The organism is Pseudomonas sp. YQ_6, assembly GCF_043103245.1.
Taxonomy (GTDB): Bacteria; Pseudomonadota; Gammaproteobacteria; order Pseudomonadales; family Pseudomonadaceae; genus Aquipseudomonas; species Aquipseudomonas alloputida.
In genome coordinates, this window is sequence record NZ_JBICJR010000054.1 from 59,626 (window position 1) to 78,514 (window position 18,889).

At 61.1% G+C, this 18,889-nt stretch carries 15 protein-coding genes; 9 read left to right on the forward strand and 6 right to left on the reverse strand.

Annotated features, from left to right (window positions below; translation table 11 throughout):
- Positions 1 to 61: 61 nt before the first annotated feature.
- Positions 62 to 1,117, forward strand: coding sequence for a tetratricopeptide repeat protein (locus tag ACF8FG_RS18775; protein WP_014590825.1), 1,056 nt, complete (start codon positions 62 to 64; stop codon positions 1,115 to 1,117).
- 78 nt (positions 1,118 to 1,195) lie between these two features.
- Positions 1,196 to 2,812 (forward strand): response regulator, encoded by a 1,617-nt coding sequence (locus ACF8FG_RS18780; protein ID WP_318077779.1) that lies wholly within the window; start codon positions 1,196 to 1,198, stop codon positions 2,810 to 2,812.
- 6 nt (positions 2,813 to 2,818) lie between these two features.
- Here ACF8FG_RS18780 and ACF8FG_RS18785 read toward each other — a convergent pair whose 3' ends face one another.
- Complete coding sequence (locus ACF8FG_RS18785; protein ID WP_026031871.1) at positions 2,819 to 4,882, reverse strand: PAS domain-containing sensor histidine kinase; 2,064 nt, start codon at positions 4,880 to 4,882, stop codon at positions 2,819 to 2,821.
- A gap of 194 nt (positions 4,883 to 5,076) precedes the next feature.
- Here ACF8FG_RS18785 and ACF8FG_RS18790 point away from each other — a divergent pair, with 194 nt between their 5' ends.
- Positions 5,077 to 5,763, forward strand: coding sequence for a type 1 glutamine amidotransferase domain-containing protein (locus ACF8FG_RS18790; RefSeq protein WP_318077780.1), 687 nt, complete (start codon positions 5,077 to 5,079; stop codon positions 5,761 to 5,763).
- Between the two features lie 129 nt (positions 5,764 to 5,892).
- On the forward strand, positions 5,893 to 6,699 hold the full coding sequence (locus tag ACF8FG_RS18795) for a CSS-motif domain-containing protein (RefSeq protein ID WP_019437519.1): 807 nt from the start codon (positions 5,893 to 5,895) through the stop codon (positions 6,697 to 6,699).
- A 23-nt stretch (positions 6,700 to 6,722) separates the two neighbouring features.
- Here ACF8FG_RS18795 and hppD read toward each other — a convergent pair whose 3' ends face one another.
- Positions 6,723 to 7,799: a 4-hydroxyphenylpyruvate dioxygenase gene (gene hppD / locus ACF8FG_RS18800; protein WP_019437518.1), complete on the reverse strand. Its 1,077-nt coding sequence runs from the start codon at positions 7,797 to 7,799 to the stop codon at positions 6,723 to 6,725.
- A 298-nt stretch (positions 7,800 to 8,097) separates the two neighbouring features.
- On the opposite strand from hppD, the gene ACF8FG_RS18805 reads away from it, so the two are divergent.
- Both ACF8FG_RS18805 and rarD read left to right on the forward strand, forming a co-directional pair.
- Positions 8,098 to 9,684 carry an EAL domain-containing protein gene (locus ACF8FG_RS18805; RefSeq protein WP_014590820.1) on the forward strand — a complete coding sequence of 529 codons (1,587 nt, stop codon included), beginning with the start codon at positions 8,098 to 8,100 and terminating at the stop codon, positions 9,682 to 9,684.
- A 33-nt stretch (positions 9,685 to 9,717) separates the two neighbouring features.
- The gene (gene rarD, locus ACF8FG_RS18810; protein ID WP_023389884.1) at positions 9,718 to 10,605 is read left to right on the forward strand and encodes an EamA family transporter RarD; all 888 of its coding nucleotides are present in this window, start codon (positions 9,718 to 9,720) and stop codon (positions 10,603 to 10,605) included.
- On the opposite strand, the gene ACF8FG_RS18815 is transcribed toward rarD, so the two are convergent.
- On the reverse strand, positions 10,568 to 12,139 hold the full coding sequence (locus tag ACF8FG_RS18815; protein WP_010954303.1) for a TerC family protein: 1,572 nt from the start codon (positions 12,137 to 12,139) through the stop codon (positions 10,568 to 10,570). The two genes, rarD and ACF8FG_RS18815, sit on opposite strands and share 38 nt — an antisense overlap.
- Positions 12,140 to 12,430: 291 nt before the next feature.
- On the opposite strand from ACF8FG_RS18815, the gene ACF8FG_RS18820 reads away from it, so the two are divergent.
- Positions 12,431 to 13,012 carry a LysE family translocator gene (locus tag ACF8FG_RS18820; RefSeq protein WP_014590819.1) on the forward strand — a complete coding sequence of 194 codons (582 nt, stop codon included), beginning with the start codon at positions 12,431 to 12,433 and terminating at the stop codon, positions 13,010 to 13,012.
- Here ACF8FG_RS18820 and ACF8FG_RS18825 read toward each other — a convergent pair.
- The 3 genes from ACF8FG_RS18825 to ACF8FG_RS18835 form a co-directional block, all read right to left on the reverse strand.
- Positions 12,977 to 13,825, reverse strand: a complete 849-nt coding sequence (locus tag ACF8FG_RS18825) for an AraC family transcriptional regulator (protein WP_019437515.1) — start codon at positions 13,823 to 13,825, stop codon at positions 12,977 to 12,979. The genes ACF8FG_RS18820 and ACF8FG_RS18825 overlap by 36 nt on opposite strands.
- Before the next feature lie 47 nt (positions 13,826 to 13,872).
- The gene (locus ACF8FG_RS18830; RefSeq protein ID WP_119713559.1) at positions 13,873 to 14,991 is read right to left on the reverse strand and encodes a glycosyltransferase 61 family protein; all 1,119 of its coding nucleotides are present in this window, start codon (positions 14,989 to 14,991) and stop codon (positions 13,873 to 13,875) included.
- 72 nt (positions 14,992 to 15,063) lie between these two features.
- Entirely contained in the window at positions 15,064 to 16,218 is a 1,155-nt protein-coding gene (locus ACF8FG_RS18835) for a hypothetical protein (RefSeq protein ID WP_019437513.1), read from the reverse strand.
- Between the two features lie 456 nt (positions 16,219 to 16,674).
- Here ACF8FG_RS18835 and ACF8FG_RS18840 point away from each other — a divergent pair, with 456 nt between their 5' ends.
- Positions 16,675 to 18,294 carry an NADP-dependent glyceraldehyde-3-phosphate dehydrogenase gene (locus tag ACF8FG_RS18840; protein ID WP_014590815.1) on the forward strand — a complete coding sequence of 540 codons (1,620 nt, stop codon included), beginning with the start codon at positions 16,675 to 16,677 and terminating at the stop codon, positions 18,292 to 18,294.
- A 110-nt stretch (positions 18,295 to 18,404) separates the two neighbouring features.
- Positions 18,405 to 18,884: a VOC family protein gene (locus ACF8FG_RS18845; protein ID WP_014590814.1), complete on the forward strand. Its 480-nt coding sequence runs from the start codon at positions 18,405 to 18,407 to the stop codon at positions 18,882 to 18,884.
- Positions 18,885 to 18,889: the final 5 nt, after the last annotated feature.

An 18,889-nucleotide genomic window follows, 5' to 3' on the forward strand; every position in this document is an offset into this window, starting at 1 on the left:
CGGTTGCATTTACCCCCCGGCTGGCCCAAGCTCTGCCCTTCCCGCCCCCACGGATCGTCCGATGCCCCGACGCAACCGCTACCTGATCGCCCTGCTGTTGTCGATTCTGGTATCGGCCCTGTTCGGCTACCTGTGGCGCGACGCCCCGCCAACCCCGCCGACCTTGCCAGCACACAGCTACGCCAAGGCGCTGCGCCAGGCCCACGACGGCCAACCCGGTGCCGCACGGGTGCTGTACCAGCAATTGCAACGTACCGACCTGCCTGCGATCCGCCGTGCGGCGCTGTACGCCGAGTTGCCCAACTACCCCTCGCCGCAGGCATTGAAACTGGCCCGCCAGGACCTGGAACATGCCGAGCCGCTGGTGCGTCGAGCGGCCATTGCCAGTATCCGCCGCCTGTTACCGCCAGCACAGCGCAGCCTGGTACTCGGCCCGCTGCTGGACGACAGTGAGCAAAGCGTGCGTTTTGCCGCCGTGGATGCCCTGCTGGGCCTCGATCCCGACGCCATCGGCCTCTATTTCGGCCCCCTGCAGTCAGCCCTGGAGCAATACCAGCAAGCCCTCGAGCAACAGCCTGAAGATGCCGACGCCCAAGTGCACCTGGCGCGGCTGTACCTGCACGAAAACGACTACACGCACGCTGCTGTGGCCTTGCAACGTGCGCTCGCGGTTGCCCCAGGCAACCTCGATGCCCTGGCGACTCAGGTACGCCTGCTCGAGCGCCAGGGCCACCACGACGCCTCCCGCCAGGTGCTGGGCAAAGCCCTGGCGCTGAGCCCCGACTCGGCCTTTCTGCAGTATGAGCTAGGGCTTTGGCTGAAGCGCCACGAACAGCGCGAGTACGCCTTGCTGGCCCTGTCCCGCGCCGTCGAACTGGACCCGGACAACGCCGATTACCGTTACACCCTGGCGGTCACCCTGCATGAGCTGGACCAGCTCGACGCCGCCCAGAAGCAACTGGAAACCGTGCTCAATCGCCAACCAGCCAATCGCCGGGCGCGGGTGCTGCTGATCCAGTACTGGAAAGAGTCCGGCCAACTGCAGAACGTGCAAGTATCGCTAGCCGAGCTGGAGCGCCAGAACCCGGACGACCCTGCGCTGCAACAGGGCCTGTAGGCAGTGCCTGGATTCAGTTGAACCCTGAGCCTGTGCCAGGGTCCAGTGGGTATCAGGCCACCCTAAAGGAGAGTCGTTTTGGCCAGTTCGTTGGCGCTGGATGAACGTGCCTTGATCCTCGCACCGCCACAACTGGCGGCGGATACCTCACGTCTGCTGACTTCCGCCGGCATCAACAGCCTCTGCGCGGTCGACCTGGCCAACCTGCAGGCGCGTCTGACCGAAGGTGCAGGCTTGGCGATCATTGCCGAGCAGGTGTTCAGCCAAGGCCCAAGCGCCTTGCTGCAGTCATTCATCGACCAGCAACCGAGCTGGTCGGATTTGCCCATCGTGCTGCTGAGCCAGAGCACCTGGTCGCCCGCTGGCGTGAGTCATCATCCGGTGGGCAATCTGCTATGGCTGGTCGCGCCCTACGAAAATGCCCAGTTACTGCACATGACACGGTCCGCGCTGCGCAACCGCCGGCGACAGTACGTTACACGTGATCAACTCCATGGCCTGCAGCAGCGCCTGGACAGCCGGCCTTCAACGCCGGAAGAAGAGCAGGACCGCGGTGAATTCGCCCGCTGCCAGGCACGCAAGATGGAGGCCATCGGCCAACTGGCCGGCGGCGTGGCGCATGACTTCAACAACCTGCTCACCAGCATCAGCGGCAGCTTTGAACTTATCCAGCGGCGGCTGAGCCAAGGCCGCGGCGAGGGACTGGATGGCGTTCTGTGCATGGGCCGCGAGGCCGTTTCACGCGCCGCCCGCCTGACCCACCGCCTGCTTGCCTTCTCTTCCCGCCAATCGCTGCACAGCCAACGTATAGACCTGCCTACCTTGCTCAAGACAGAGCGCCTCGAAGCTTGCCTGAGCCCGTCGATAACCCTGCAAGTGCAAGCGGCCAAAGACCTGTGGCCTGTGGAGGCGGATGACCAGCAGTTGCAAGAAGCCCTCGGCAACCTGCTGCTCAATGCCAGCGAGGCCATGCCCAACGGTGGCCTGCTGCGCATCGAGGCGAACAATAATCACATCGCCACCGAGCAAACTGCTGACGGCGCTTTGCGCACTGGCGACTATGTGCGACTGCGAATCACTGACAACGGCCAAGGCATGGCGCAAAGCACGCTGGAGCACGCCTTCGAACCGTTCTTCAGCACCAAGGCGACCGGCCAGGGCATTGGCCTGGGGTTGTCGATGGTGTACGGCTTCAGCAAGCAGTCCCATGGGCATATCACCCTCAGCAGCGAGATTGGCCAGGGAACCCAGGTGGAGCTGTATTTGCCACGCCATGTCGACCAGGCCCTGCCATCCAGCGAGCCTGTGCCGCCAAGGCAAGATGGCTGCAGCCGACAGGTGCTGATTGTCGAGGACGATCCCCATGTGCGCCAACTGCTCTGCCAGGCGCTGTGCGAAAACGGCTTCCCCTGCCAAAGCGCAGCCGACGCCAGCGAGGGACTGAAGGTGCTGCGCTCGGCACAACCGGTGGATTTGCTGATCACCGATGTCGGCTTGCCCGGCATGAACGGCCGGCAACTGGCAGAAATTGCCCGCAGCCTGCGGCCTCGATTACCGGTGCTGTTCATCACCGGTTACGCGGAAACGGCCATGGCCCGCGAAGGCTTCCTGGGCGCAGGCATGCACCTGATCTGCAAGCCCTTCGAGTTGCAGCAGTTGCAGGCGCGAGTGACACAGATTCTAGGCAAGCCTTGAAGCGCCTTACGCGTCAAGCATGCGTAGCGCCTCATCGGCAAGCAGCGCCAGCGAAAACGGCTTGTTCAACAATGCCGTGCCCGGCTGATCGAGCAATTGCGCTTCAATGGACTGATCCGCATAACCGGTGATGAACAGAATTTTCTGCTGTGCAAGCTGCATGCGCATGGCCTTCGCCACTTGCCGGCCACTGAACCCACCCGGCAAACCGATATCGGTTATGACCAGATCGAAAGGGCCGCCATGGCGGAAGCGCTCCAGTGCGCTATTGGCATCGCCCACATCCGTGACGTCAAACCCACGCTCAGTCAGGTACTCGCGCATGACCGCGCGCAGATCAAGCTCGTCATCCACCAGCAGCAGGCGCTTGCCAAGTGCCATGCGCTGCGAAAGCGGTACCGGCACGGGCTCATCCGGAACCGGCTCATGGCACCTGGGGAAAAGCATGGACACCTTGGTGCCCTGCTCTGGCGCCGACTCGATCCAGGCATACCCGCCCGACTGACGGACGAAGCCATATACCATCGACAGACCAAGCCCAGCCCCACGCCCGAGAGGTTTGGTTGTGTAAAACGGTTCGAAAGCCCGGGCGATATCCGCCGCGGCCATGCCATGGCCATCATCCTCGACATGCAAGGCCACATAGTCGCCTGGCGGCAAGCCACCTTCATCCGGGAAAAAGGCGGTCAGCCGTTCGTTGACGCTGCTGATGGTGACATTGCCCTGTTCCAGGCACGCTTCACGCGCATTGGCACACAAGTGGATCAAGGCATTCTCTAGCTGGGGTACGTCCAGGCTCACTGCCCAAGGTGCAACGTCCAGTTGCCAGTGCAAACGCATCTCTGCCCCCAGCGCCCGCAGCAACAGGGGTTCGCTCAGACGTAACTGCCGATTGAAGTCCAGTGGCCGAGGGGCCAATGGCTGATGGCGGGAAAATGCGATCAACCGATGGGTCAGGTCCATGGCACGCTGCACCGAGTCGCGCGCAACGTCCACGTAGGCCTCCACACGCTCCAGCCGCCCCTCCTGCAGGCGCCGCTGCAGCAGTTCGAGGCTGCCACCGATACCGGACAGCAAGTTGTTCATTTCATGGCCCATGCCGCCCGCCAACTGGCCAACCACCTCCATACGCTCACTGTTGTGCATCAGCGCCTCTGCCTGACGCGCAGCCTCTTCACGGTCTGCGGTGATGTCCCGGCCAACCGCCGTCAGCAGGCTGCCGTCAAACCGCGCACTCCAGCGAAACCAGTGATAGTGACCATCGCGGTGTCGCAGGCGGATCTCCAGCTGCTCCGCGTGGCTGCATTGGAACAGCCCGGACACTGCCAATCGTACTTCGGTACGCTCTGTCGGGTGCACCAGCTCCATCACCGACATCGCCTGCACCTGCTCTTGTGTCCAGCCCAGAATGCGGTACCAGGCCGGGTTGGCAGCATGCAGTTTCAATTCAGGGGTGAGCATCATCATCGCTTCACGCGACAGCAACCAGAACTGCTCTCGCTCGGCCACATGCTGCTCAACCTGGCGTTCAAAGCTCTGCATCTGATCACGCCAATGGCGGTGTGCCTCGACGCTGGCCGTGGTCTCGATCACTGTGTGCAGAAACCCTGCCACGTTACCGAGCTCATCGTGCAGGGGGGCATAACCGAATGCGCACCATAGCGGTTCGGCGCCTTCATTGCGGACGATACGCAGGGGTGGGTCCTCGACAAAATTCGACTGGCCCTCCAGTGCCTTGAAGACCCAAGGTCCCACTGCAGGCCAGATATCACTCCACAGGGTATCGAACGCCATGCCCAGCGCATCCGGCAATGCCCGCAACGCCCGGTAGCCATCGTTATGCACTACACACAGGTCGGGCCCCCAGACCACCGCGCACGGGAAGGGTGACAAATGCATCATGTCCACGGCAATGCGCAACGAAGCAGGCCAGCGCGACAATGGCCCAAGCGAGGTACGCCACCAGTCGAACTGGGAAATCCGCTCCCCCATCGGCTCGATCAATGGCAAAACAGGCGACTGCAGGATGACCTGCGGCGCGGGCTCGCGTGAATTACCGTTAGCGACCAATATCGTGACTCCAGCAATACTCAGGGTTGACCACAGCGCCGCCAAGCCTGGCACGCTCGCCCGGGGATGGGTTCAAGTTAGCACAGCACGTCCCGAACACCATGGCGGACTTGCTGGTGGCAGCTATGCTATTTAGGTTTTTCCTCGGGCCAGGGAGCACCGGCCCATTCAGGTTGCCGACGGGAGCAAGGGTCATGAGCAAGAAAATTCTGGTGGTGTTGACCAATACAGCGAAGTATCCAACCCTCAAACGGACGACCGGGTTGTGGCTGGGTGAAGCCGTTCACTTTGTCGAGAAAGTCGAAAAGGCCGGCTACACGGTCGACTATGTCAGCCCACAGGGCGGTTACGTTCCCGTCGACCCGCACAGCCTGCAGATGGCCCCGGACCTGGACTGGCAGTGGTACGACGACAAGCGCTTCATGACGCGCCTTGGCAGTACCTTGGCCCCAGGGCAGGTGAAGGCTGACGAATACAGCGTCATCTATTACACCGGTGGGCATGGGGTGATGTATGACTTCGCAGACAACCATGCTCTGCAGGAACTGGCACGCAAAATCTACGAAAAAGGTGGCATTGTCGCAGCAGTCTGTCACGGCGTTGTCGGCCTGCTGAACATCAAGCTGAGTAACAACTGCCTGCTCCTCAAAGACCGCAAGGTGACCGGCTTTTCCAACATAGAGGAAAAACTGGCCGAACTGGACGACGTAGTGCCGTTCTTGACGGAGAACGAACTTGGGGCTCGCGGCGGTGAGTACAGTAAACATGATGAGCCGTGGAAGCCGTACGTGGTCGACGATGATAGGCTTATCACCGGGCAGAACCCCGCTTCCACTGCCTTGCTGGCCGAGACAGTGCTGAAAAAGCTCAAGGGCACTTAGCTACATCAAGGCGCTCGATTTCCTACCGCTTCAACTGCAGCCGGACTACAGCAGCCCGGAAAGCAAATACATAGGCTCAGGGCTCAGCTGTTCACCACGGACAGTTTCAGAGCGGAGAACTATTAGCCTATGTCGAAAATCATGCACGCGGGGCGCAGCATGGTGGAGCTGCTGCTGCTCATTGCAGTGGCGCTGGTGCCTGTGGTTTCCGGTTTGCTGGTGATGGCTTTCCAGCTGGAAGCGAAACTTGCGGAAAACGCCAGCATTTCCGTTCAGGAGGCGGTTTTCAGTGTCGACAATGCACTGGACAGAATGCACGAGACGGCCCTGCGCACCCTGCCATTTGCAGGGGAATCTTGCGATAACGTCAAAAGTGCCTTGCAGGACCAGGTTGCCATTCGCTCCATGGTCAGGTCGCTGACCTTGCTCAAAGACAATCAACCCTACTGCAGCACGGCTTCAGGTTCGCTGGAGCATTATTCATCATTCGCGTCGTCCGGCCAGCGGGTCGCGCTGTCCTACGGCCCCCCTGACACGCGCCAGAAGCTGCTGGTCGACTTTCACCAGAAGGGCAAAAGCCATAGCATCATCGTGACAGCCTATGCCATGCAGATTCGCAATGAACTGGATGGCTTTCTGGATGGGCTGACACTGCTGGTTGAATTTGGCGACCGCTACATATGGAGCAATGGTGACAGCCGTGACCTTGAGCGCCCTTCACAGTCCGAATTCTTTACAAGCGCCATGTCGGCCAAGTATGGATACACGGTCAAAGGTGGCTACCCAGAGGGTTTCACCGCTCAGGAAATCCGCCAGTCGGTGCTGCAGATCGTCCCCTCGCTGATGCTGGTGGGGATCGTGACCGGCTCGATCGTCTACCTGGCCCTGTTCAGGGCACGTGCCAACAGACGGGGTACCGCCGCCGAACAAACATGACGACGACGGTACTCCAGGGGCGGTCAGTCTGTGCTCAGCACGCCGCGGCGTACCTGGTCACGCTCGATAGATTCGAACAGTGCCTTGAAGTTGCCCTCACCGAAGCCATCGTCACCTTTGCGCTGGATGAACTCGAAGAAAACCGGGCCAAGCAGGGTTTCCGAGAAAATCTGCAGCAGCAGGCGCTTGTCTTCGGGCTGCGAGGCACCATCGAGCAGGATGCCACGGGCTTGCAGTTGGTCGACCGGCTCACCATGGCCAGGCAGGCGCTCTTCGAGCATTTCGTAGTAGGTTTGCGGTGGCGCGGTCATGAAGCGCATGCCCAACCCCTTCAGCGCATCCCAGGTCTTGAGCAGGTCATCGGTCAGGAAGGCCACGTGCTGGATACCTTCACCGTTGAACTGCATCAGGAACTCTTCGATCTGCCCTGCGCCCTTGGAGGACTCTTCGTTGAGCGGGATGCGGATCATGCCATCAGGCGCAGTCATGGCCTTGGAGGTCAGGCCAGTGTATTCGCCCTTGATGTCGAAGTAGCGGATTTCACGGAAGTTGAACAGCTTCTCGTAGAACCCGGCCCAGTAGGCCATACGCCCACGGTAGACGTTATGGGTGAGGTGGTCGATGATTTTCAGGCCAGCACCTACCGGGTTACGATCCACGCCTTCGATGAAGTTGAAGTCGATGTCGTAGATTGAACTGCCTTCCTCGAAGCGGTCGATCAGGTAGAGCGGTGCCCCCCCGATACCCTTGATCGCCGGCAGGCGCAATTCCATCGGGCCGGTTTCGATTTCTACCGGCTGGGCGCCCAGTTCCAGGGCGCGGGCATAGGCCTCATGGGCATTGCGCACGCGAAAGGCCATGCCACATACCGACGGGCCGTGTTCAGCGGCAAAGTACGAAGCGATGCTTTTAGGTTCATTGTTCAGGATCAGGTTGATGCCACCCTGGCGATACAGGTGCACATCCTTGGAGCGGTGGGTGGCCACTTTGGTGAAACCCAGTATCTGGAATACAGGCTCAAGTACGCCAGGGCTCGGCGAAGCCAGTTCGATGAACTCGAAGCCCATCAGGCCCATTGGATTGTCGAAGATATCAGCCATGTTCGTGTCCTCATCTGCTGCGAAAATTATAGATTGCGTAGGATGTGGAACAGAAACGGCGGTGAGCACGGGATACCGCGCACGCTGCGGGCGAGGAAGTCACCTATGATCAGCTTGAACCCATGGTATGTCATATGGACCCATTCTCGGCGGGCTTGATCCTTCGGACGTGAAGGACCTTATTGTTGTATTCGTAAATCGATTCTACATTGCGTAAAATGGTTTGTCGCGTTTTAGTTGCTCGTACGCGGCGACAAACGGCTATCCTCTCGTTTTACGCCATGATAGTCAGGTCAGCATGCCCCTTACCGCCAAACGCCGCGCCGCACTCAGCTGGCGCACGCTCTTGCCTTGGGTCGTCGGCCTGCTGCCGGTCATGTGCGGCCTGGCCGTGATGAACTGGCAGGTCGAACGTGAAATGCAGGCCAGCAGCCACGCCACCACCCGCCAGGCGTTGGAACACGTCGAACACATCCTCGACAACCTGTCCCATGCCGCCAATTCGCTACTTCCTCTGACTGACAGTTCATGCGAGCAGGCCCAGCTTATGCTAAGGGCCCAGGTTACCCGCAATGCCTTCGTGCGCTCGACCAACCTGTTCAGGCACAACACCCTTTATTGCACCTCGCTGTTCGGCGAGTTCGAAGAACCGGTCAATCCTGGCGATTACGTCGACGGCAAGTTATGGCTGATGGACGGCAACTCGGTTACGCCGGGCCACCCGCTGCTGGTCTACCGTGCCAGCGACGGCGACCACGGTGCAATCACCACGGTGGATGGCGACCACCTGCTGACAGCACTGCGCCTGATCGGCCCCGATGAAGAACTGCAAATCCGCGTGGGCGACGCCTGGATGGGCAAGGACGGCGTGGTCCACAAAGGCGTCTCCCCTGCTGCCGCCAGTGCCAACGTGCTGTTAGGCTCGACGCGTTACCCTTTCAGCGTGCAGGGCGGCTACAGTGCCGACAAGCAAGGCCAACTGTTACGCAGCCACTACCCTGGCCTGTTCAGTCTGCTGCTGGTACTGGGTGCCCTGGCGGCGCTGGCATGCCGCTGGCAGATTCGCCGCGCCACCTCACCGCGTGCCGAACTGGACCGTGCCCTGCAGGCCGATGAATTCCTGCCGTATTTTCAGCCAGTGGTGCGCAAGGGCGATTACCGCTGGGCCGGTGCGGAAGTGCTGATGCGCTGGCACCACCCACGAGAAGGCCTGGTTCGCCCCGACCTGTTCATCCCCTATGCCGAACACAGCGGGCAGATTGTCGCCATGACCCGCGCGCTGCTGACACATACCGCGCAAAGCCTGGCGCCCTATGCCGGCTTGTTGGAAGACGGCTTCCATATTGGTGTCAACATCACCGCTGACCACTGCCGCGACCTCAGCCTGCTGGATGACTGCCGTACGTTCCTGCAGCACTTTCCGCCCGGCCGGGTGGTGCTGACCCTGGAACTGACAGAGCGCAAGCTGATCGAGCCTACGCCGGTCACCCTTGAGTTGTTCGAAAACCTGCATGCCATGGGCGTGATGATTGCCCTCGACGATTTCGGCACCGGCCAGTCGAGCCTCAACTACCTGCGGCAATTCAAGGTCGACTACCTGAAGATCGACCAGAGCTTCGTTGCCATGATCGGCGCCGATGCGCTGTCAGTGCACATACTCGAGACCATCATCGAGCTGTCGGGAAAGCTGGACCTGGGCATCGTTGCCGAGGGAGTGGAAACCGACATGCAGCGCGACTACCTGGCCGCGCACGGGGTGGACTTCCAGCAGGGTTACCTGTTCGCCAGGCCCATGCCGGCCGCCCAGTTCCTCGAAGCTCTGGCCACTCGCCCGGGTGCAACGCAGTTGCCGCAAGATGCGCCCCCTGAGATCATGCGCAGTTGATCAACCCGCTCAATTCCCGTATCCGAGGCATTCGTGTCAAAAGGCATTGTTTCATCGGTCATGGCGTCCTGCCTGTTCGCTGTGATGTACTTCTATACCTCCCTGCTCAAGCCACTCGATGGCGAAGAAATCTTTGGCTGGCGCACCCTGCTGACACTGCCCTGCCTCACCTTGTTCATGCTTGTCTCGAAAGACTGGAAGCGGGTGGGCGAACTGATGGGCCGGGTAAAACGCACGCCGGTGCTGTTGCTCGGCATGGTCGGCACGTCCTGGCTGATGGGGGTGCAACTGTGGCTGTTTCTCTGGGCGCCTCTGCATGGGCGCAGCCTGGAAGTGTCGATGGGTTACTTCCTGCTGCCACTGGCCATGGTTCTGACCGGGCGGCTGGTCTATGGCGAGCGCCTGTCACGCCTGCAGACGGTAGCCGTGGCCTGCGCCGCACTGGGCGTGGGCCACGAGCTTTACCAAAATGGCAGTTTTGCCTGGGAAACCCTGCTGGTAACGATCGGCTACCCGGTCTACTTCGTGCTGCGTCGACACTGCCGCACCGACCACCTGGGCGGCCTGTGGTGCGACATGTGCCTGCTGCTGCCGTGGGCGCTGTACTTCGTGATCCAGAGCCCACTTTCCAGCGCTGACCTGCAAGCACACCCCGGGCTGTATGTGTTGGTCCCGATCCTTGGCGCGATCAGCGCTTCGGCGCTTATTGCCTACGTGCTGGCCAGCCGCATGCTGCCATTCAGCCTGTTCGGTCTGCTCAGCTACGTCGAACCCGTGCTGCTGGTGGGCGTGGCGTTGCTGCTGGGCGAAACCATCGGCCCGGATCAGTGGCTGACCTACCTGCCAATCTGGGCCGCAGTACTGGTGCTGGTGCTTGAGGGCTTCAAGCACCTGCTACGTCAGCGTCGCCGTTCGGTGTAAGCCGAACCTGGCGTACCCGTCGCTCTTCAACCGCCTCCACGGTCAGCATCCAGCCATTCCAGGCTAGCCGGTCACCGACCATCGGCAGGCGGTCGAGCAAGCTCATCACCAGGCCCGCAAGGGTCTGGTAATCCTCGGTAGCACGGGCGCTGAAGCCAGTACGCGCCTGCACCTGGCTGAGATTCAGCGCACCGCTCACCACAAAGCCTTCGCCCTCCTGAACGATGCCCGGGCCTTCGACTTCACTGGCATCCGGCAGCTCACCGGCAATCGACTCAAGGATGTCGGTCATGGTCAACAGCCCGGTGAAGTCACCGAACTCGTTGACCACGAAGGCAATGTGGGTCGATTGACCGCGCATTTGCTCCAGGGCATTGAGGATGCTGAAGCTCTCCAGCAGGTTCAACGGCGCCCGGGCCATGCTTTCCAGGTCGGGCTGGCTGCCCGAGAGCAGTTCTTTCAGCAGTTCCTTCTTGTGCACAAAGCCCAAGGGCTCGTCCACGCGACCATCGCGGATCAGCGGCAGGCGCGAGTACGGCGAATTGGCCAGGGCCTGGGCAATGGCGTCGGCCGGTTGCGCCAGGTCGATCACATCAACCTCGGCACGGGCTGTCATCACCGTACGAATCGGCCGCTCGGCCAGGTTCAGCACGCCGCTGATCATGACCCGCTCACGGCGGTCGAACAGCACCTGTTCCCCGCCGCCCTCGACCAGGTCGGCAATCTCCTCGCCAACCTCGTCAGCCTCGACCCGGCGGCCGCCCAGCAGGCGCAGCACGGCATGGGCAGTGCGTTCGCGCAACGGCCGATGCTGTTGCAAGCTGCGCTTGCGGCGGGCACGGGCCAGCTGGTTGAACAGCTCGATCAGGATCGAGAAGCCGATGGCCGCGTACAGGTAGCCTTTGGGGATATGGAAGCCCAGGCCTTCGGCGGTGAGGCTGAAACCGATCATCATCAGGAAGCCCAGGCACAGCATGATCACCGTGGGGTGGGCGTTGACGAAGCGGGTCAGTGGCTTGCTGGCAACGATCATGATACCGATCGAGAAGATCACCGCGATCATCATCACGGACAACTCATCGACCATGCCGACCGCCGTGATCACGGCATCCAGCGAGAATACCGCGTCCAGTACCACGATCTGGGCAACGATCGGCCAGAACGCGGCATGGCGCAGCGTGCCGCTGGCCTGGGTCACGTGACCTTCCAGGCGTTCATGCAGCTCCATGGTGGCCTTGAACAGCAGGAACACACCACCGAACAGCATGATCAGGTCACGGCCAGAGAAGCTCTTGCCGAACACTTCGAACAGCGGTGCGGTCAGGGTGACCATCCACGAAATGCTGGCCAACAGGCCCAGGCGCATGATGAGCGCCAGGCTCAGGCCAATGACCCGCGCGCGGTCGCGCTGATGGGGCGGCAACTTGTCGGCGAGAATGGCAATGAACACCAGGTTGTCGATACCCAGCACCAGCTCGAGGACGATAAGCGTCAACAGGCCTAACCAGGCCGTGGGGTCGGCTAGCCATTCCATTAGCGGGTACTCACGAGGGGCACGTCACAAGGACGGGAGAAGGATGGCCAGAAAGGCCGAAGACTGGGGGGCTCCGCGAAGGTGCTCATATAGACCTTGATAACAAATTGGGAGAACGATGCTACAAGCACAGCAGGTTTCTGTAGTAGCGCAAAACTATTACAAAACCTGTAACAACCCTGGATCGCCATTAGCCCTGCAGGCGCGAGTCGTGCGCAGGTACTTTTGTTCAATACATCAGAACGCCGGCCACGCGAGGATAACGCCTCCCCAACCACGCGGATCTTCCTCATGAGCCTATACCTGTCCATGGCCGCCTTCGCCCTTGCGGCCTCGATCTCCCCCGGCCCGGTCAACATCGTCGCCCTTGGCAGCGGTGCCCGCCATGGCCTGCGCGCCAGCGTTGCACATGTGGCCGGCGCCACGCTGGGGTTCTGCCTGTTGCTGGTGCTGGTCGGGCTGGGCCTGCATCAACTGCTGTTGCGCTGGCCCTTGCTGGGCCTGATGTTGCACTGGGGCGGTGTGGCGTTTCTGCTGTACATGGCGTGGAAGCTGGCCAGTGACGACGGTAACCTGAACAACGCACAGCCTACCCAAGCCCCTTCAGCCTGGCACGGCGCAGCGATGCAGTGGCTGAACCCCAAAGCCTGGTTGGCAGCCGTTGCCGGGGTGGGTGCCTACACCGGCGGTGAACAGCACTTGCTGTGGCTGTTTACCTGGATCTACGGGCCGATCTGTTTCATCTCGGTGGCCTGCTGGGCCTGGGCCGGCAGCGTGATTCGCCAGTACCTGGACAACCCACGTCACCTGCGCATGCTCAATCGGAGCCTGGCCGTGTTACTGGTCGCCAGCGCGGTTTACCTGATCCTTTAAGGCTTGCACGGCTCCTGCAGGAGCGCCCAGGCTAGCGACGGCATTTCTGTAATGCCCCGGTGTCGCCGCCAGGTGCTGTTTGAATGCCCGCTGCAGGTGTGCCTGATCAGCGAACCCGGCCTCCTGTGCAACTTCAGCAATTGAGCGGCCCTGGCGCAACTGCGCCCGGGCCAGTTGCACGCGCTGGTCTAGCAGGTAGCCATGCGGCGTCAGGCCGAAGCGTTGGCGAAAGGCACGAATCAGGTAGGAACGGGACAGGCCACAGGCCCCGCAGATGTCCTCGAGGCTGAGCGGGTCACTGCGATGGGCGCGTATGAACGCTGCCGCTGCATCCAGCCGTGGATTGCCCTCGCCACCCTCGCTGGCATTACCGCCAAGCATGCCCGGCAACTCGTGAAACAGGGCCACCAGGCGGGCTTCGCGATCAGGCAGCCTGGCATCGAACAGGTCGGCAAAGGCCTGCAACAGCCGCCCATACAACACAGGCGAGCGGCTCCAGGTCTGCGTGGGCAGGGTAAAACCCACTGCCTGCAACCAAGGCTGATCGACAAACAGCATCAGGTAAGACCAGGGTTCCCCGGCAACAGGGTTGCAGGTATGCACCACGCCTGGATTCATCAACACCGTGGTACCCGCCCCAACCTCAACGCACTGGTCACTGTTGATGTAAGTGCTACGTCCCCCCGTGATCACCCCGATGGAGAAACTCTCGTGGGAGTGCGCGGCGTAGCACACCTTGCGCCCGTCCCCTACCCGTCGGGCTTCGACGAACGGCAAGGCAGGGTCGCGCCAAAACCGTGATACCTCGATCATCCTCTACTGCCCTGCCTGCCGCTGATCCATGCACGGATACTACACATTTATCGAGGGAACAGATCCAGCGTGCGCTCCACCTCGTCAATATCGATCCGGAAACCATCGCCGTCCAGCAGGCCTACCACAAAGCCGAAATGCTGGTGATCACGATCCGTCAGGTATTTGTAGTAACTGACAAAACGGTTCGGCGGCTGCAAAGTCAGCAGGCAGCCTCCAGCCTGCAGCACATTCACGCCATGCACCAACTGGCTACCCTCCACCCCGATGACCACTTTAGCCCCGGCGCAGGCCGCGACAATACTCGGTACATCGGACTTCAGCGGGTTGACGATGCGAAAACCGCGGGTCGTGCGCAGGTGTTCGGCAAGCTCCAGCTCGTTGCGCAACAGGCGCAGGTCACCATCACCGCCCCGCAACAGGAAAACCCCCGGGTGCTGCGTGTGCGTCACATGCGACAGCAGCTTGTCACCCATGGCTCGGTAGCGAGCATGCCGGCTGCGGTTGTTGCTCTGGTCATCGAACAGCACCAGCTCACGGAAGAACGCACTGCGCAGGCGCAAAGGCTTCATGTCCAGCCAGTCTTCATAGGCCGGTGCCTGGGTGAACAGCGGATACCTGGCAGAGGGGGCGGTGGTCACGGGGATGCCCTCGTTGCAGGCCAGCGCATAGGTCGGGCAATCCTCCATCAGCCAGGTGCCGAACCAGGCATTACCGTTTAGCGTGCAGTAGATCGCAGCGCGGTCGATTTCATGGTCGATGAGGATGGTCGGGAAGGTATTCGGCTTCTGTGACAGCCAGTGGCTGGCCTTGCCCTTGTACAATGCCCCATCGACCAGCCATACATCCTTGACCAGGTAGCCGCGGGTTGGCCCTTGCAACGTGTGGACACCTCCCGCCATGGTCTGCGCCGGGTGCACGTAGGGGTAAAACCGCTTGCCTTCCCAGCCCGTTACCCGCTCCAGCTGGCCAGGCAGGAAAATGGCCGGCGGCGAAACCGTGGCTTCGCCCGGGGCAATGTCCCAACTTTTGGTGGCGACGCTCTTGAGATCGATCGCCGATTTGCCGCCCAGCCGTTTGCGCGCCATGTATCGGTAGGCGGCCAAGGTCCAGCTGTGTTGCCTGCCTGCGGGCGATGCACTGAACTGCGAGATGTCGCTTCCCATGAAGCGTCCCCCCTGATGACGAAGACTGGAGCCCGGCGCCCGGCGCCAGATCAAAGCATCCCTGGCAGTTACTCAACTACTCGTGACTCTTTCCATGGTGGGCGGTGACTGCAAGCTGGCGTAACGGCTGCGCAATGTTTCCACAAACGGTTCGCCTGCCCCGCTGCCTCCGTAGAGATAAATCTTGTGCAGGCCACCAAACACCATTTCGTGATAGCGGCTGGCAACTTCCTCATCGCTTGGGCCATCGGGGAGCCCCAGATGCAACGTCAGCTTGTCGCCTTCGACCGCGAACATCGGCGTGTCCCACAGGAACTTTGCCGTACCGGTCTTGGGCAGGCGGACAAACAGGTACGCATGGTTACCCAGCGAATCGATATCACCACCGCGGCGGCGCTTCCACTTCAGCAGGCCGTCGTCCGGGCGCGCCAGACACAGGCCGATGTCGTAATAATCGAAGCCCTGTTCCAGTGCCCATTCAAGCGCCATGAAAGTGGTGATCGAATTCACCTCGCGCAATTTCTTCGCATCGGAAAACACCGCCTCGCAATAGCCAAAGCGCAACGTGCTCCAGTAACGCTTGCCGCCGCGTACCACTTCACACCCCAGGTGGCAGCCGATCACCTCATCGCCCAGCATGATCAAGTCAAGCCGGCCGACACTCTTGGCAATACGGAACACCTCTTCGGTAGGAAACTGCGCGGCATGAATGCCCTGCCGGGCCGAAGCATAAGGGCGCAGCAGATCCCGGTCGGCCATGGCGATTTCTTCGTCCGAAAGGGCTTGGCGCATGTGATAAAGCGGCCGGTTCTTGCGAATGCTGCGCCGCAGTTCGCTGTCGTAGCGGGCAGTGATGTCTTCCAGTGGGCGCCCAAGCGGCACCACGGCGCTCAGGTAGTGGGGGACTGACAGCGACCCCGACGTGGGCATTTCGCTGATGACCACGACGTGGCTGGCAGCCGCCGTGGCACTTGCACCGTCCACGATCGATGCGCTGCCCTGGCCCTTGCCACCGATCAGCAGCTTGGCCATTTCCCGTTGCTGCTTGCGGCCGATGTAGAGGATTTCGTACGGGCTCTCCTGTTGCGGGCGGAACCTGGCGACTTCCCAACGCCAGAGACAGGCACGCGCCAACATTTCTCGCATTTTGCTGGCCAGCAGCCTGATTTCGTAGCGCAGGGAGGGCGACAGGAGCTTGCGCGCCACAGTCGTCAAGGTCTTTTTCATTTCTTCTTCGGCGTCCTTTGAAGTGCACTGTTGGCCAATCGGAACAAGAGAAAAAACCCGGCAAAAAAACTTAACACTCTGATTTTTATTGTTTTACTTGAAACTTTACTATCACATTCAGTAACAATTTAAGATGGCTGCAAACGCTTTGGCAAGCGGCTTCTGGCTGACTTTTAATCAAGTTTCATGGCGTCAAATTCCCCGCATCAAACCAATGCTCAACACAACTTTTGCTATAACCATGCCCATCAAGCGTCCGCTGGCTACTTCGCTATCAATGAGTAAACTTTGATGCCTACTTTGCATCAACGCCTTTCAGTTCGCTGACTGCTTGCCGGGTAGGCATTGGCGGCCATGTTGAACCAGACTGGTGTTTTTCCGGCAGCCAGTGCATGCTCGTAGCTGAAACGATTCAACTGACTTGAAAACCGCCCTTTGATGTGAGGTGCAGTACCCATGGACCGTTTGCTCGATTCACTCTTCCCCAGCGCCGAGAACATCCCGGACACCTGGCGCCTGGGAGCCCCACTGGAACAACGCGATTACCTGGTCAACGGTGAGCTCAGGCGCTGGGACGGCCCGTTGGCCACGGTGCGCAGCCCGGTGTGGCTCAAGCAAGGCGACGAGGAGCATCAGGTCATACTGGGCAGCGCCCCGCTGCTGGATGCCGAGACCGCGCTTACCGCCCTCGATGCCGCCGTGCAGGCCTATGACAAAGGCCGTGGCGCCTGGCCGAACATGCGCGTGGCCGAGCGTATCCAGCATGTGGAATCCTTCCTTGCCCGTATGCGTGAACAGCGCCAGGCCGTGGTCAAGCTGCTGATGTGGGAGATCGGCAAGAACCTGAAGGATTCGGAGAAGGAATTCGACCGCACCTGCGACTACATCGTCGACACCATCAACGCCCTCAAGGACCTGGACCGCCGCTCCAGCCGCTTCGAGCTGGAACAAGGCACCCTCGGCCAGATCCGTCGCGCCCCGCTGGGCGTGGCCCTGTGCATGGGGCCCTACAACTACCCGCTGAACGAGACCTTTACCACGCTCATCCCGGCGCTGATCATGGGCAACACCGTGGTGTTCAAGCCGGCCAAGTTCGGCGTACTGCTGATCCGCCCCTTGCTCGAAGCGTTCCGCGACAGCTTCCCGGCAGGCGTGATCAATGTCATCTATGGACGCGGCCGGGAAACGGTTAGCGCGCTGATGGCCAGCGGCAAGGTCGATGTATTCGCCTTCATCGGCACCCACAAGGCCGCCAGCGACCTGAAAAAACTGCACCCACGCCCGCATCGTCTGCGCGCCGCACTGGGCCTGGACGCCAAGAACCCGGGCATCGTGCTGCCCCAGGTCGACCTCGACAACGCTGTCGAAGAGGCCGTCACCGGGGCGTTGTCGTTCAACGGCCAGCGCTGCACGGCACTGAAGATCCTGTTCGTGCACGAGGATGTGGTCGAGGCCTTCCTCGACAAGTTTCAGCACAAATTGGCGGCGCTCAAGCCCGGCATGCCGTGGGAACCTGGCGTGGCGCTGACACCGTTGCCCGAGCCTGGCAAGGTCGACTACCTCGATGGCCTGGTTGCCGATGCGACGGCCAAGGGCGCGCGCGTGCTCAACGAAAATGGCGGGCACAGCCGCGGCTCATTCTTCTACCCGGCCTTGCTGTACCCGGTCAGCCGGGAAATGCGCGTGTACCACGAAGAGCAGTTCGGCCCGCTGGTACCGGTGGTGCCCTACCGCGACCTGCAGACAGTGATCGACTATGTGCTGGACTCCGACTACGGCCAGCAACTGAGCCTGTTCGGCAACGACCCGGCCACCATCGGCAGCCTCGTCGACATCTTCGCCAACCAGGTCGGGCGCATCAACATCAATGCTCAGTGCCAACGCGGCCCTGACACCTACCCGTTCAACGGCCGCAAGAACAGCGCCGAGGGCACGCTCTCGGTGGATGACGCTTTGCGTGTGTTCTCCATCCGGACGCTGGTCGCCACGCGCTTCCAGGAGGCCAACAAAGCGCTGATCAGCGAGATCATTCGCAACCGCCAGTCGAGCTTCCTGACCACCGACTACATCTTCTGACCGCCGCGCTTATAGACAATCGATCTAGCATCACTGTCGATTTTCCATCTGGGCGAACGACTCTAAGCAACAGGGCGCCTTTCGGCGCCCATTGCACAGGAGAGTCGAACATGGCAGTCAAACCTATTCCCGAAGGCCAGCACAGCATCACGCCCTACCTGGCCATCAACGACGCCGCCAAGGCCATCGAGTTTTACAAGCAAGCCTTTGGGGCGGTGGAAATGTTCCGCCTCGATGCCCCGGGCGGTCGCGTTGGCCATGCCGAACTGAAAATCGGCGATTCGTCGCTGATGCTGGGCGACCCCTGCGACATGGAAGGCGGCCTCACCGCCAGCCAGAAGCTCAACGGTGCGGGTGTTGGCCTGCACTTGTATGTTGAAGACTGCGACAAGGTCTACGCCCAGGCCCTGGCCGCCGGGGGCATCCAGTTACATCCCTTGACCGACCAATTTTACGGTGACCGCAGCGGCACCCTGAAAGATCCGTTTGGCAACATCTGGTTCGTGTCCACCCACAAAGAGGACCTGACGCCCGATCAGATTCGCGCCCGTGCCGCGAAGATGTTCGGCGGTAGCAAAGCGGCGAGTTGAAAGCC

What these genes read in the sequence shown, in the direction of transcription:
- hppD (WP_019437518.1), bottom strand. Translation starts at nt 7,799, where the DNA reads ATGGCTGATATCTTCGACAATCCAATGGGCCTGATGGGCTTCGAGTTC.
- ACF8FG_RS18820 (WP_014590819.1), top strand. Translation starts at nt 12,431, where the DNA reads ATGAGCCTATACCTGTCCATGGCCGCCTTCGCCCTTGCGGCCTCGATC.
- ACF8FG_RS18840 (WP_014590815.1), top strand. Translation starts at nt 16,675, where the DNA reads ATGGACCGTTTGCTCGATTCACTCTTCCCCAGCGCCGAGAACATCCCG.
- ACF8FG_RS18790 (WP_318077780.1), top strand. Translation starts at nt 5,077, where the DNA reads ATGAGCAAGAAAATTCTGGTGGTGTTGACCAATACAGCGAAGTATCCA.
- ACF8FG_RS18815 (WP_010954303.1), bottom strand. Translation starts at nt 12,139, where the DNA reads ATGGAATGGCTAGCCGACCCCACGGCCTGGTTAGGCCTGTTGACGCTT.
- ACF8FG_RS18805 (WP_014590820.1), top strand. Translation starts at nt 8,098, where the DNA reads ATGCCCCTTACCGCCAAACGCCGCGCCGCACTCAGCTGGCGCACGCTC.
- ACF8FG_RS18795 (WP_019437519.1), top strand. Translation starts at nt 5,893, where the DNA reads ATGTCGAAAATCATGCACGCGGGGCGCAGCATGGTGGAGCTGCTGCTG.
- ACF8FG_RS18775 (WP_014590825.1), top strand. Translation starts at nt 62, where the DNA reads ATGCCCCGACGCAACCGCTACCTGATCGCCCTGCTGTTGTCGATTCTG.
- ACF8FG_RS18830 (WP_119713559.1), bottom strand. Translation starts at nt 14,991, where the DNA reads ATGGGAAGCGACATCTCGCAGTTCAGTGCATCGCCCGCAGGCAGGCAA.
- ACF8FG_RS18825 (WP_019437515.1), bottom strand. Translation starts at nt 13,825, where the DNA reads ATGATCGAGGTATCACGGTTTTGGCGCGACCCTGCCTTGCCGTTCGTC.
- ACF8FG_RS18835 (WP_019437513.1), bottom strand. Translation starts at nt 16,218, where the DNA reads ATGAAAAAGACCTTGACGACTGTGGCGCGCAAGCTCCTGTCGCCCTCC.
- ACF8FG_RS18845 (WP_014590814.1), top strand. Translation starts at nt 18,405, where the DNA reads ATGGCAGTCAAACCTATTCCCGAAGGCCAGCACAGCATCACGCCCTAC.